The sequence below is a fragment of the Metabacillus schmidteae genome (assembly GCF_903166545.1).
GTDB classification, from domain to species: Bacteria; Bacillota; Bacilli; order Bacillales; family Bacillaceae; genus Metabacillus; species Metabacillus schmidteae.
In genome coordinates this window covers 1,586,522-1,600,196 of sequence record NZ_CAESCH010000001.1, presented here as the reverse complement: position 1 = coordinate 1,600,196, position 13,675 = coordinate 1,586,522, and the positions used below count along the sequence as shown (strand labels likewise).

Annotated in this window: 16 protein-coding genes and 1 pseudogene; 7 read left to right on the top strand and 10 right to left on the bottom strand. The window is 35.6% G+C overall.

Translation table 11 applies throughout. From position 1 onward, the window contains the following. The first annotated feature begins 164 nt into the window (after positions 1-164). Complete coding sequence (gene map / locus HWV59_RS07720; protein ID WP_175638504.1) at positions 165-908, top strand: type I methionyl aminopeptidase; 744 nt, start codon at positions 165-167, stop codon at positions 906-908. A gap of 65 nt (positions 909-973) precedes the next feature. Here the strand turns inward: map and HWV59_RS07715 are convergent, their stop codons facing one another. Beyond that, the gene (locus HWV59_RS07715; RefSeq protein WP_175638503.1) at positions 974-2,512 is read right to left on the bottom strand and encodes a BCCT family transporter; all 1,539 of its coding nucleotides are present in this window, start codon (positions 2,510-2,512) and stop codon (positions 974-976) included. A gap of 364 nt (positions 2,513-2,876) precedes the next feature. Next, positions 2,877-4,538 (bottom strand): mechanosensitive ion channel, encoded by a 1,662-nt coding sequence (locus tag HWV59_RS07710; protein ID WP_175638502.1) that lies wholly within the window; start codon positions 4,536-4,538, stop codon positions 2,877-2,879. Between the two features lie 263 nt (positions 4,539-4,801). Here HWV59_RS07710 and HWV59_RS07705 point away from each other — a divergent pair, with 263 nt between their 5' ends. From HWV59_RS07705 to HWV59_RS07695, 3 genes are all read left to right on the top strand, one after another. Next, entirely contained in the window at positions 4,802-5,227 is a 426-nt protein-coding gene (locus HWV59_RS07705; RefSeq protein ID WP_102230051.1) for a CBS domain-containing protein, read from the top strand. 40 nt (positions 5,228-5,267) lie between these two features. Further along, complete coding sequence (locus HWV59_RS07700) at positions 5,268-5,567, top strand: MTH1187 family thiamine-binding protein (protein ID WP_102230050.1); 300 nt, start codon at positions 5,268-5,270, stop codon at positions 5,565-5,567. 123 nt (positions 5,568-5,690) lie between these two features. Beyond that, entirely contained in the window at positions 5,691-6,563 is an 873-nt protein-coding gene (locus HWV59_RS07695) for a YitT family protein (protein ID WP_175638501.1), read from the top strand. Between the two features lie 54 nt (positions 6,564-6,617). On the opposite strand, the gene HWV59_RS07690 is transcribed toward HWV59_RS07695, so the two are convergent. Both HWV59_RS07690 and HWV59_RS07685 read right to left on the bottom strand, forming a co-directional pair. Next, positions 6,618-7,478 (bottom strand): EamA family transporter, encoded by an 861-nt coding sequence (locus HWV59_RS07690; protein ID WP_175638500.1) that lies wholly within the window; start codon positions 7,476-7,478, stop codon positions 6,618-6,620. Positions 7,479-7,568: 90 nt separating this feature from the next. Continuing rightward, a complete protein-coding gene (locus tag HWV59_RS07685; protein ID WP_102230047.1) occupies positions 7,569-7,943 on the bottom strand; it encodes a nuclear transport factor 2 family protein in 375 nt (124 codons plus the stop codon). Between the two features lie 185 nt (positions 7,944-8,128). Between HWV59_RS07685 and HWV59_RS27270 the strand changes: the two genes are divergently transcribed. Further along, positions 8,129-8,254 carry a hypothetical protein gene (locus tag HWV59_RS27270; protein ID WP_268921759.1) on the top strand — a complete coding sequence of 42 codons (126 nt, stop codon included), beginning with the start codon at positions 8,129-8,131 and terminating at the stop codon, positions 8,252-8,254. Positions 8,255-8,772: 518 nt separating this feature from the next. Here the strand turns inward: HWV59_RS27270 and HWV59_RS07680 are convergent. Further along, on the bottom strand, positions 8,773-8,970 hold the full coding sequence (locus HWV59_RS07680) for a hypothetical protein (protein WP_175638499.1): 198 nt from the start codon (positions 8,968-8,970) through the stop codon (positions 8,773-8,775). Positions 8,971-9,276: 306 nt separating this feature from the next. Here HWV59_RS07680 and HWV59_RS07675 point away from each other — a divergent pair, with 306 nt between their 5' ends. Further along, entirely contained in the window at positions 9,277-9,480 is a 204-nt protein-coding gene (locus HWV59_RS07675; RefSeq protein ID WP_102230046.1) for a hypothetical protein, read from the top strand. Between the two features lie 102 nt (positions 9,481-9,582). Here HWV59_RS07675 and HWV59_RS07670 read toward each other — a convergent pair whose 3' ends face one another. The 3 genes and pseudogenes from HWV59_RS07670 to HWV59_RS07660 form a co-directional block, all read right to left on the bottom strand. Then, a complete protein-coding gene (locus HWV59_RS07670; RefSeq protein WP_407941623.1) occupies positions 9,583-10,278 on the bottom strand; it encodes a YqcI/YcgG family protein in 696 nt (231 codons plus the stop codon). 142 nt (positions 10,279-10,420) lie between these two features. Beyond that, positions 10,421-10,675, bottom strand: coding sequence for a GlsB/YeaQ/YmgE family stress response membrane protein (locus tag HWV59_RS07665; protein ID WP_102230044.1), 255 nt, complete (start codon positions 10,673-10,675; stop codon positions 10,421-10,423). 200 nt (positions 10,676-10,875) lie between these two features. After that, positions 10,876-11,082: pseudogene (locus HWV59_RS07660) on the bottom strand (KGG domain-containing protein); the annotation flags it as partial. 454 nt (positions 11,083-11,536) lie between these two features. Between HWV59_RS07660 and HWV59_RS07655 the strand changes: the two are divergent. Next, the gene (locus HWV59_RS07655) at positions 11,537-12,808 is read left to right on the top strand and encodes a Glu/Leu/Phe/Val family dehydrogenase (RefSeq protein WP_407941622.1); all 1,272 of its coding nucleotides are present in this window, start codon (positions 11,537-11,539) and stop codon (positions 12,806-12,808) included. Between the two features lie 104 nt (positions 12,809-12,912). Here the strand turns inward: HWV59_RS07655 and HWV59_RS07650 are convergent, their stop codons facing one another. Both HWV59_RS07650 and HWV59_RS07645 read right to left on the bottom strand, forming a co-directional pair. Beyond that, positions 12,913-13,227 (bottom strand): hypothetical protein, encoded by a 315-nt coding sequence (locus HWV59_RS07650; protein ID WP_102230042.1) that lies wholly within the window; start codon positions 13,225-13,227, stop codon positions 12,913-12,915. Between the two features lie 48 nt (positions 13,228-13,275). Then, positions 13,276-13,443, bottom strand: a complete 168-nt coding sequence (locus HWV59_RS07645) for a hypothetical protein (protein ID WP_175638496.1) — start codon at positions 13,441-13,443, stop codon at positions 13,276-13,278. Positions 13,444-13,675 lie beyond the last annotated feature (232 nt).

Here is a 13,675-nt window from a genome sequence, read left to right as displayed (position 1 = left end):
ACACTTGCAATACTTCGATTCAATCCCTTTTTCAAAAAATTAAAATTATTTTATATTTCTTAAGGTTTCGGTAAAATTGATACATAAGAAAGCAGAGATTGGATTTTCCCTCTAAAATAGGATAATCTAATAGACATAAATTCTAAGATTGGATGGAAATAAAAATGATTGCAAAAACTGAAGAAGATTTTAACGGATTAAAAGAAATAGGAAAAATTGTGGCCTTAATTCGAAATGAATTAGTTGAAAAGACAGTCATTGGTATCACCACAAAAGAACTTGATGAAATGGCAGGAACTTTATTTGAAAAGCATGGGGCTATTTCTGCGCCAATGGGAGAATACAATTTTCCTGGATACACTTGTATAAGTGTTAATGAAGAAGTGGCACATGGTATCCCGGGCAGTCGTGTTATCCAAGATGGTGATCTTGTAAATATAGATGTTTCAGGCTCAAAAAATGGTTATTTTGCTGACACTGGAATCTCATTTGTAGTTGGTAACAGTACACCTGAATTAACCAAATTATGTAATACTGCTAGAGAAGCCTTTGATGCAGGTTTAAAAAGAGTAAAACCCGGTACAAAGAAAAGCAGACTAGGCAAAGCCGTTATAGCTACTGCACGGGAAAATGGATTTACCGTTATTATGAACCTTACAGGTCATGGAATTGGGCGCACCATTCATGAGGCCCCACACCATATTTATAATTATTATGAGCCTTCTGATGACGAGCTTCTTAAAGAAGGAATGGTTATTGCTTTTGAACCATTCATCTCGACACGTGAAGAGGAAGTATTTCAATACAAAGATGATGAATGGACATTTGCAACAGAAAACAGCTTTGTAGCACAATGTGAACATACGGTTATTATTACGAAAGATGGCCCTATTGTCATTACTTTATAATGATGAATGTACAGTACGAAAAGACCACCCTTATTATCTAAAAAGGGTGGTCTTTTTATATGCCATTAGCTTATTATTGGTGTTTTTGATTGTTCTTTTTTCTTCTTTTCTTTTGTTTTTTTCTTTTTTTCAATTTCGACATTGGCCGCTTTATAAAACGAAGAGCCCATCAATATTATGACCACGGAAAATGGAAGGGCAGCAATGATCAGCATATTCTGCAGTCCCTGTGTACCGCCAAAATAAACAATAATAGCTGCCATTGCTGACATGGCAAGACCCCAAGTAACTTTAACTGCATTTGATGGATTTAGGGAACCCCATGTACTCAGCATTCCTAGAACGAACGTTGCTGAATCAGCCGAAGTGATAAAAAAGATAGCAATAACGATGATCGTTAAAAATGCCATAAAATCTCCGAGCGGGTAATGCTGAAGAACACCAAATGTAGCTGTTTCCAATGAATAGTTGGAAATAGCGTCAATTCCATTTTGTTCGATATTTAATGCGGAAACACCAAATACCGCAAAAAAGATAAAGCAAACGATCGCAGGGACAAAAAGGACTCCTAGTAAAAATTCCTTGACTGTTCTTCCCTTCGACACACGGGCAATAAAGATCCCTACAAATGGTGCCCAGGAAACCCACCATGCCCAATAAAAAATTGTCCAGTTATCGATCCATGTACGACCTTCCTCATTTAATGGAGACAGTCGGAAACTCATATCAAAGAAATTTGTAATATAACCACCGAGTGTTGTTGTAAACATATTCAAAATATATAATGTAGGTCCTACAATGAAAAGGATCAACAGAAGTACAAATCCAAGACCCATATTAATATTACTTAAATATTTTATCCCTTTTCCAATTCCAGACCAGGCTGAAAAAATAAACAGTATGGTTGAAATGGCAAGAATTAATAACTGCACCCCATAATTGTTTGGCGTATTAAATAGGTAGGCTAACCCACCGTTAATTTGCGCTGAACCGAAACCAAGAGTGGAAGCGACCCCTACAACTGTAGCGAAGATGGCCAGAGTATCAATTATCTTTCCCGGCATGGCTCGCATACTTTCTTCGCCAAATATAGGTATTAGTGTTGCACTTATTAATCCAGGATATCCTTTTCTAAATTTAAAGTAAGCTAAAACGAGAGCGACAACGCCATATACTGCCCAGGCATGAATTCCCCAATGAAAAAAGGAGTACTGCAGCGATTGTTTAATTGCCTCATCGGAACCCGGCTCAAATCCCGGCGTACTTTTAAATGCATGTGAAATAGGTTCTGCAGTTGTCCAAAAAACCAGCCCCATCCCCATTCCTGCACTAAATAACATAGCAAACCAGGTAGGTGTACTAAATTCCGGTTTATCATCTTCTTTACCTAATTTGATTTTTCCAAACCTGGAAAACATTAAATAGATACAAAAAGCCAGCAGCAGCATGATAAGTAATAAATAGTACCATCCAAATGCTTCTGAAATGTATGACGTTAGAGTTGACGTCAAGTTTTGTAAATGCTGTGGAGCCCAAGCCCCCCAAACAACTAGCACTACACAAATAGCGAGTGCATACCAAAAAACTGAACTAACTTTGTTCACAAATTTTCACCTCATATGAAATATTCATATATTAATTATGTCGTAGCTTCTGTTATATAGCAAATATTTATAGATAAGTATATGTATGTATATCCATTTTATTGTATGATCATTCATCACTACTGTTGAAATATAGATCCTTTTTTGTCCCATTCACCAAATCATCCATATTTTATGCATATTAATAAAAGTTAATAATATTTCTAACCTTGATTAAATGTTTCATTTGGAGGACATTTGAGGGCTTTTGATTTTGATCTGAGTATTTGGTTAATATGATTTTTGGCCATCATATCAAACTTTGCTATAACACAAGGAATAACAGACCGCACACGCAGTCTGTTATTCCTCAAATTTACTGATATTATTTATCTCTTCTCGGATTGTTAAAATCAGTCATGTTTCTATTTTGAAATAAATTTGTATCACTTGTTTTGATGTTCGTTTGCTCTGGATTTCTTTTCCATTCGCTTGGATCAGGACTTTGAATGGTTGTCTGCTCCATTTTATTACTTAATTTATTTAGAGTACGACCAGCAGCTTCTCTTCCGCCTAATCCAAAAGCCAATCCAAATGCAATGGTGAAACCTCCCAGGATTAAGATGAAGGCAGCATTGACAATTGTGCTAGCTACTCCTAATTGATTTAGTGCCATGAAGAAGGCTAGTGTAATAATTGTATATTTAGCAATATTTCCGAGCAGCTTCCCTTCTGTTTCTTGTCTTACCATGCTTTTCACAATACGTTTGACAAGATCTCCTGCATAAAATCCAATTCCAAGAATTAGAACAGCCGTTAGCACCATTGGGATATACGCTAATACAACGGTTAATATAGAAACTAAGCTATCTAGATTGACAAGCTGTAACGCTTCGATTGTAAATAATAGAACAACTATAATCTGTGCGATTAATCCGACCAGCTCAGAAATCGTTAACGTTTGTGTGCTCTTTCGCAGTGATCCTAGTCCTATTTTAGATAAAATGCTGTTAAATCCAACTCGTTCTAATAAAGAAGTAACGGCTGTTTTAACCCATTTACCGACCCATAAACCTGCTGCCACAAGTAGAATCGCTACAATGATATTTGGAATCATGTCCATGATTTGACCAAGCATTCCTACCGCCGGTTCAGAAATGCCATCAATATCTAATGTTTCAAGAGCCGAGATGACAACCGGGATTAAAATGAAAACATACACGATAGTCCCAATCAGCTGAGAAAGGGAATGTTTATCAAGTGCCTTTTCAGCACCTAGCTTAGCTGCAAGACGATCTGTTCCTATACTGCTCAAGAACTTCACAAGAATTTCTTTTACGATCTTCGCTACTAACCATCCAATAAAGAGGATAATCGCTGCACCAATTAGCTTAGGAATAAAGGCAAAGAATCCATTTAACATTCCTTCAAGAGGCTCTGAAATGGCCTCAATTCCGAGTGCTGAGAGAACAGCTGGCAAAAACAGCAACAGTGTTAAATAAAAGACTGCCTTAGAAACAGAAATGACCGCTTGATTACCTTGAATCGTGTCATTTGTCAGCTTCCATCGCGATAAAAATCCTTGAATACGCTGACTTCCTCCTGCCTTTTTAATCAGCATCGACAAACCTGATGCAATCAACCAGGCAACAACTGCGATAAGAGCCGCTTTTAATAGGTTTGGTATCGCAGCTACGATAACACCTAGTGCTTCGGAAATCGGCTGTGCCACATATGGCAGGCTCAACATATTTAAAAATAAAACAAAAGCTACAGCCATGATCAACCAAAATACAATCTTACTAATAATTTTTTCAGAAGAATAATTGACAGGCTTTGATGTACTCCGTTCTCTATCAGAATCAGGTCTCATCCATCGCGCCATTTTGTTATCAAAATCTGTACGATGCAAGGCAGCTTTTACAGCCTTTGCAACAAGTGCTGCAACAATCCACCCTATTAAAAGGACGAGAAGTGCAAGAACTAAATCTGGTAATCTACCTAAATACGCCATCCAAGAATCTGTTACTCCGTTGTAATCTATCATTTTCTTCCTCCTTTTAAAATTCGATTAAGTGTTGTGATTGCTCATAGTTTACTTTCCCAATGAACAGGATGGTTAAACGGCAAATATTTCAAAAAAATAACTAGAATTTAGGTTTCAAAAAATGTTAATAGGGTTAGAGATTAAACAATTATTATAAAGATGATTAATTAAATTTAGTAAACTACCTCACCTCTATGTTTACAAAAAATGAGGAAGGGTATCCATGAAAACGAAGGACAATAAATCATGAAGGAGGAATAAACATGCAAATTACCGAAGTTATGACAACTGAAGTGGAAAGTTGTACACTTAAAAGTTCTTGCAGTGATGTAGCCTTAAAAATGAAAGAGCTTGAAGTAGGCTCAATTCCTATTTGTGAAGATGATAGTTTAGTAGGGATCGTAACAGATCGTGATATGGTCATAAAAGGGATAGCAAACAATCTATCAGGTGAAACATCAATTTCAAAGATAATGACCGAAGATGTTATAAAAGGAACCCCGGATATGACAGTTGAACAAGCGACAGAGATTATGTCAAAATATCAAATTCGAAGACTACCTATTGTTGAAGGTAGAAAATTGGTAGGAATGGTCTCGCTTGGTGACTTAGCTGTTCATAATGATTCAACGAAAAAAGCCGGAAAAGCACTTGAGGATATTTCCGTACCCGCCGAACCTAATAAATAAAATAGATGAAACCTAAGGATCGAGAAAAGGAGTGGTATAAATGCCATTGTTGGAAATTAGCATCATTCCCATCGGAACTGATTCGACCAGCTTCAGTTCAGAGGTTTCCAATGTTGTCAAAAAAATAGAGGATAAAGGTTTAACGTATAAGTTGACTCCGACCTCTACTGTCATCGAAGGAGAGATTGATCAACTGTGGGACATCGCAAAGGACATGCATGAAGAAGCATTATCAGCCGGTCCTGACCGTATTGTGACCAATGTCAGCATTGACCATCGTACAGACAAGCAGATGGATATGAAGCATCAGGTGAATACGGTTAAGAAGGATTTAGAATAGATAAATAAAGACACAGAGAAGACCCACATACTTATTCAAAGTATGTGGGTCTTCTCTGTGTTGGATAAAATATTTTATTTTATGGTAGACTTAAGTAGGAAAAAATGTGAAAAGAGGAACATGATGAGTGTGAATGAAAAACATAAACAAATTAAATTAAGAAAGCTTCTACAAGGATTAATGGTCATTATTGGCGGAATTGTAGCAGCATATGGATTAGAAACAGTATTAATTCCTAACAATGTATCTGATGGAGGAGTGACAGGACTTAGCATCGTTGCCTCAAAACTATTTGATATACCGTTAGGAGTTTTAATCGCAGCCCTAAACATCCCTTTTGTTTGGCTGGGATACAAACAAATTGGTAAAACCTTCACGATATTATCCATTCTTGGAATAGCTTCTCTTGCTGTTAGTACTGTTTTCATGCACCATATACCTGCAATTATTGAAGGGGATACCTTATTAGTTACTGTAGTCGGAGGAATTATTCTCGGCTTTGGGATGGGGTTAGCATTACGTAATGGTGGGGCATTAGATGGAATTGATATGCTTGCCGTATTACTATCCCGGAAATTACCATTCGGTACAAGTGATCTCATTCTATTCTTAAATATTTTTGTCTTTATTTTTGTATCAACCGTATTCGGTCTCCAAGGGGCCATACTTTCTGCTATTGCTTATTTTATCGCTTCAAAAGTTATACATATTGTTGAAGTAGGTTTAAGTGGTTCCAAAACATTTCAGATTATTACAACTCAGCCTGACATAATGATTGAGACAATAAGAGATCGTTTAGGTAGAAGTGCGACATATAAAGAAGCTTACGGCGGCTTTTCTAATGAGAAATTCAAAGAAATCACATGTGTCATCAACCGTATGGAAGAAACCAAGCTGAAAGAAATCATTAATGAAATTGATGGAGGTGCCTTTGTTACTGTATATGATGTAGCTGAAGTCAAAGGTGGTAATTTCAAGAAGCATAATATCCATTAATTTATGTTTCCTCAATAAAAAGGCGCAAACATATGCGCCTTTTTGATTTAGGATTTAAAAGATCAAAAAAATGGTTCCTATCGTGATAACTATCCCACCTATAACCTTTGCTTTAGTAATTTTCTCCTTTAAAATAACAAAACTCAGAATCATTGTTATGACAACACTTGACTTATCAATTGGAGCCACAACAGAAACCTTCCCAATAGCCAATGCAGCAAAATAGCAAAGCCATGATAAACCTGTCGCCACCCCTGAAAGAATTAAAAAAAGATAACCTTTTGATGAGATTTTTTTCATTTCTTTATGATTACCTTTAAAAAATACGATTGTCCATGAAAAAAGTAAAATCACAATCGTTCTTAAAAAGGTTGCAACATTTGAATCAACATCCTCAATTCCTATTTTCGCCAATATGGCCGTTAATGCAGCAAATACAGCCCCTAATATGGCATACACAATATAAATTTGCGAACCTGTAAATCGTTTCTTTTCTTCATTCTTCCCTATCAAGATAAAGGTCCCAACAGCAATTAGTGCCCCTCCAACCATAATATGCGGGACAGCTTTCTCACCCAAAATTACAATCGATAAAATAATTGTTAATACCACACTTGATTTATCAATCGGTACTACCTTGGAAGCATCCCCCATCGCAAGTGCTCTAAAGAAAAACAACCATGATATACCCGTTGCAACCCCTGATAATAGGATAAACAGTAATGCTTTTGTTGAAATCAGGGTTATTGAATAAAGCTGGTCTGTAATTAACACAATCAAAAAAGCCATTATTAACACAATAACCGTACGAATGGCAGTAGCTAAGTTTGAATTCACATTCTCCATCCCAATTTTCGCCAGTATCCCTGTTAGTGAAGCGAAAAAAGCTGCAAGTAACGCTAGTGTAACACTCATGTTTATACCCTTCTTTACTTTTAATTTCTTCTATAATATGAATAAAGCTCTGTCTTTACTAAGATCGTAAGTAAGAACAATTACTCTTTCTTAGAAAACACCATTCTCATTTGGAGAATTTTCCGGTATAGGCTGGCCCACATCCCAGAGTTCGGCGATAAGGTCATTATGGAAACGGAAGATATGGACAACAGCTCCTCCAAGATCATCTTGGTTTTGCTTTACATGAGAGTGAACCGCAACAATATCACCTTCTCCGATGACACGTTTCACCTCAAAAATTTTGTTAGGATTCTTGCTTGCATTTTCTTCCATTGCGAGCATAAGAGATTCAGCATCTCCACGGAAGTATGGATTATGATGGCGGAAATTCGGACCACTAAACCTACGGTATGCTTCACGCACTTCTCCTGACGCAACTAATTGTAAAAACGACACCGCTTTTTCCTTTAATGAATTCTTCATTGCAAATCATCCTTTCTACATATGGATTATAATTTGTAATTAGTATATTTCTTTCAATACCTCAGATACTCCTTGGTACAACTTATCTGGAAAACATATTCGCCTGCTTTTATCCCGTTTAGATAAACTCATACTAAAACCCAAACAGGGGAATCTTATAAAAAATAGATCAAGGAGGATTGCATATGTCAAAAAAAATGAATAAAGAGAAAGTTACTCTTATATCAAATGATGCGATTCGGGGAAAGCCATCGTTTGATATTGACCGTGTTTTCAATGTTAAAGAAACAAAAAAATCTGATAGAAAATAAGTAAAACATAATTTTCTAAAAGAAAAAATAGATTAAGAAATTATTTAGAATTTAGCTCTGTTAAAAATTCAATAGAACATCTTTTTTCATAGATGTTCTATTGATGCATTATTGGCTTAACCGCTTTGTTTGTTATCATTAGATATGGCTAAGTTAAAGTTTTTCTATTTCCTTTATCTAAAGTTACGTACGATTTTTTACTTCCTAGCTTTATAAAAGCATGCACATTCCTTTTTTGCGTATTCTTTTTTCACTTCTCATCTTATAAACGATACATAAATGGACAATATTGCAATTTTCATTACTTTTTAAATCCTTTCTTCCTTTTCTTGGATTTTGCGAATGTTTTTTTCCTCGATAACTCTTCAAAGCATACGTATTTCTTCTTTGCGTAAACTTTTTTCACTTTCACCCTTATTAACGATACAAAAATGGATAATATTAACAGTTTTTGTTGCTTTCGAGATCATTTCTACCTTTTTTTGGATTTTACGAATGATTTTTTCTCAATGACTTCTTCAAAGCATACGGATTTCTTCTTTACGTATGCTTTTTTCACTTTTCCCCCTTATAAACGATACAAAAATGGATAATACTAACAGTTTTTTGCTCTCTCTCAAGATCATTTCTACCTTTTTTTTGGATTTTACGAATATTTTTTTCTCAATGACTTCTTCAAAGCATACGGATTTCTTCTTTACGTATGCTTTTTTCACTTTTCCCCCTTATAAACGATACGCAAATAGTTAATATTTACAAATTTTCACTTTTGAACCCCCGCTTCCCTTTTCTGGTTGTTGGAAATGGATACTCATGTCGGGTTATGTATAGGCAGGCACATTTTTTTATGTATTCTTTTTTTTGAAAAAGCAAATCGCTTCCATAAAGAAATGTCTTGGACTAAGCTTATGATCTGGCCCATTTCTAAAATTATACATTCCCCTCCTTCTTGTGTTTACCTGCGTAATCGTTAGGGTATTAAAAATCCAAGTGAACAATTACTATCATAAGGAGGAATTTTGATGGATCGAGATAAAGTGCAAAGTAAGAAAAAAGATAATCCTGAACGGTTTCAAAAAGATAGGGAAGATCAGAAAGAAGTAGACCAACTAGTAATGCCTATTGATGATTTACCACTTGAAGATATAAAAGAAGAAAAAAGAGAAGAAAAAGACAAACACGACACAAAAGATCAATCTTCTAGTGAAAAAAAATACAAGCCCTAAATTTTTCTATGCACATCCTTCAGACGTTAAAAATGCAGTGGAGGTTCCACTGCATTTATATATATAACTTTATTTAATCATAACAAGTAAGGAGTCAGCTCGTTACTTGTTTGTCATTGCATGAAATGGACATTTTCCTTCAATAGGCTTAGCATCATCTCCAATAAAGTACTGTTTCCATTCTCGATGATCTGGATCACCATAATGGCTTATATTAGGATGCTTTGGCAGCTGATCCCACTTTTCCACACGCTCTCTCACTTTCTCCCTGGACATTGCGCCACCTTTCGAAGTTCCCTCCAGCCCTTCAAAAATACGTCTTGGTTGAAAACCTAAAATGAGGCTGTTCCCTAAATTTCTTGTCTTTCGTTGTTTGTACGCAGGTGCATTTCCGAAAACAAAAAATGGTTCATTTGCAAATGAAAACGCCCATAGATGATGGTCCGGATCATACGGAATATCCTCCGGCCACTCTCTTTCATCATGTTTATGTAAATACTGCAGGATTTCCCAAAAATAGTTCCGATAATATGAAATAGATTTCTCAGTCTGCTCAGGCTCTACAAAAAGAAACAATCCATGACGAATAAGCTTAGGTGCATTAAATAACTCTATAAAACTATTAATTGTATCAGGTAATTGTGACCAATTATCATGTGTAATGTAAGAATAACGAAGTTCTCCTTTATTCTCTGCACTCATTCCAAAATAACAAGGAAATGTAGGCTCTGTAACGGTTTCATGAAATGTCTGGTATTCGTCAATAACCCATTTAGGAACGATTTGTTCATTTGTCATGTCTTCTTTCGTTAACAATAAACTCTTTTTTGTTTTCAATTTCATCACCTTCTATTATTTATTTACTTATACAAATTGAAATTAAATTTCTTTTTTATGCAAAGAGACTGCCTGTTAGCAGCCTCTCTCATATTTTTAAATTTTACGCATGTTTTCGGAAACCTTTCATTACTAAACTAACGACAAATACTAGAACAATAGCTCCTATTAAAGCCGGAATAATATAGAAGCCACCTGCTTCCGGTCCCCACTGCCCTAATAAGAAAGAGCCGAGCCATGCTCCAATAAATCCTGCAATGATATTACCAATAATCCCTCCTGGAATATCACGTCCTGCGATTAATCCTGCTAACCACCCAATAACTCCACCTATAATTAATGCCCAAAGAAATCCCATAATTCATCTCTCCTTTTAAAGTTTTTTAAATGTGTTTACTAGTAGATACCCATTGTTCAAAATGATAAACTTATAAGTTTAGGATTATTAAAAGAAACTTTATTACTCTATTATCATTTCAAAGGTCCATAAAAGAGCTTGTACTAGTTTTATGTACAAGCTTCTTTTATGGTTATGAATCATCCACTTAAAAAAGCTTACTCATTATCTCTTTGTTTACTACGGGCCTCTCCACCTTTTTCACCAATTTCTTGGTAAAACTCTTTATCGTGATTTTGTGAAGTAGCTTCTCCGCCTTTTCTACCAATCTCTTGATAAAACTCTTTATCATGATTTCTAGCGGTAGCCTCTCCGCCTTTTCGGCCTGCTTCTTCTACTGTCATTTTCTCATCATTTTTTTTAGCCATTTTAATTCCTCCTCTAGAAAAATAATAGTTAAAGAGTTGTCCTCTTGGACGTATAGAATCTATAACCTTATTGTTTAAGAAATAAACATGTATTTTTAGAAAAAGCTAATTTTCTACTTGTAAAAGGATAAAAGTATCTACTGGTATATGTTGCTCCGATCATTTAAATCACTTTAAATCATTATTAATATTTTCCCCTTACAAGTTTTAATAGGAAAATTTAAAGGGTAAGTAACCATTAAGAAAATAATAGATCTATTGGATTTGTAAAAATTGAATAAAACAAATAAACGAAAGGAAGTTTTTAATGATGGGAAGAAAACCGGACTCTGCAAAGGATTTAGTAATGGAAGAAAAACCAAAGACGACAAATGAGGAAACACAGGAAGGGGCGAGCAATGACCCTATTGCTGCTATAAGATCGGAAATGCCTTCTAAGGAACAACAAAACGGGATGGATATTACCAATCCATATGAAATCGCAAAACGGTTAATTGAACGTGCAACAGAGTCACTTAACCTGCCAAAAGGTGTTTATGAAATTTTAAAAAATCCGACAAGAGTCATGAAAGTTTCGATTCCAATTCGGAAGGATAATGGTGAATATGTAAGCTATACCGGTATTCGTTCCCAACATATCGATATACTGGGACCAACGAAAGGTGGAGTTCGATTCCATCAAAATGTTACCGAGGATGAAGTAATAGCCTTGTCAATGTGGATGTCTTTAAAATCTGCCCTTATCGGTTTACCTTTTGGAGGAGGAAAAGGTGGAATTATTGTTGATCCACATGAACTTTCAAATAGAGAACTCGAGGAATTAAGTCGTGGATTTATTAGGGAATTGGAACCTATTATTGGACCTGAAAAAGATGTCCCCGCGCCTGATGTGAATACTAATCAACAAATAATGGGCTGGATGCTGGACGAATTTGATCAATTATCAGGACATAGTGTTCCCGGATTTATAACAGGTAAACCGATCGTCATTGGAGGGTCAGCAGGACGTATTGAGGCAACCGGACGTGGAGTTGTTATTTCCATTCTTGAGGCTGCCAAACGTTTAAATCTCAAACTCGACAATTTAACCGCAGTTATTCAAGGATTTGGGAATGTTGGTTCGATCACTGCAAAACTATTACATCAGCATGGTGTCAAGGTCGTTGCTATTACTGATGCACAAGGCGGAGCCTATCAACCAAATGGGTTGGACATCATGAATCTTATTGATTATGTTAATGAAAACGGAACGGTAAAAGGTTTTAAAGACAGTATAAATATCACAAATGAGGAACTGTTTTCAATAGAATGTGACATCCTCGTTCCAGCAGCATTAGAGAACCAAATCACTAGCAAAACTGCTCCAAATATCAAGGCGAAAATTGTAGCGGAAGCTGCTAATGGCCCAACAACACCGGAAGGAAATAACATAATGGAGAAAAAGGGCATATTTGTGATTCCGGATATATTATGTAACGCTGGTGGTGTAACCGTATCCTATTTTGAATGGGTTCAAAATTCAATGAATTATTTTTGGAAAGAAGATGAAATTAATGATAAGCTTCAAGAGAAATTAACCAACGCATTTGAAAGTGTTTATAGAATGAAAGAAGAGAAAAAAGTGAGTATGCGAGAATCAGCCTATTTAGTAGGAGTAGGAAGACTTGCCGAAGCCATGAAGGCTCGAGGATGGATTAAGGACTGGAAAATGCCGATTGATTGTTAAGTGAGACAAATGTTCTCTAACAATAATGAAAGAGGGGGATGTTTTTAACATCCCCCTCTTTCATTATATTTCATGGAAAATACATTAAAAAACCAGCTCCACTTTTAATGGAGCTGGCTTAATATTTTTAATGATCGTATTTCCTGTTTCGTTTCATCCGTACCTAGTTGATAAATTTTTTCATATAGTTTTGTGAGTAAACGATATTGTTCTTCTCTTGCTTCTATACCATTTTCTTCATTTAACGATGTGAGAATTGGTTTTGGGTCATATTCTGTTATTTCGATCTCTTTTAAGATCATCTCAATTTCTTCCACTTGCTCCTTCGAAGCCACTATTTCATAATAATGAAAGTGATCATCATATTGGGAATTCTGGATATCCCCGGCTTCAACTGATACATAGTATCTATTCGCCATTTTAATCGCTCCTAAAAACTATTTAGTTCAATTAATGGACTTCCTTTTTTACTCTGTTTCTGGATTTTTATTTTCGTTATCTACATCGTCCTTTTGTTCTCCATCACTAGGACCATTGTCTTGATCGACTCCATCAGCACACCCTGCTAGTCCTCCAAAGGTTAATGTTGCAGCCATTCCACCAATAATTAATTTCTTCTTCCAACTTTTATCCATTTCTAATTCCTCCTTCTAACTGTGTTAGGAAGGTTTTACCCTACATGAAAAGCTCTCAAACGTAAAACTCTTATCTTCATAACAGTTCTTTTAAAAAACAGAAGATTTATTAAAACATTTCCTTTTAGATGGCCACTTACATCCTTAAAATTAGAATTTAAATTTAAAGTGGAATAAATGTTTTACAAAAAATAGGACGGGTATGAATCAGATTAAGAATACTAAACAAAAT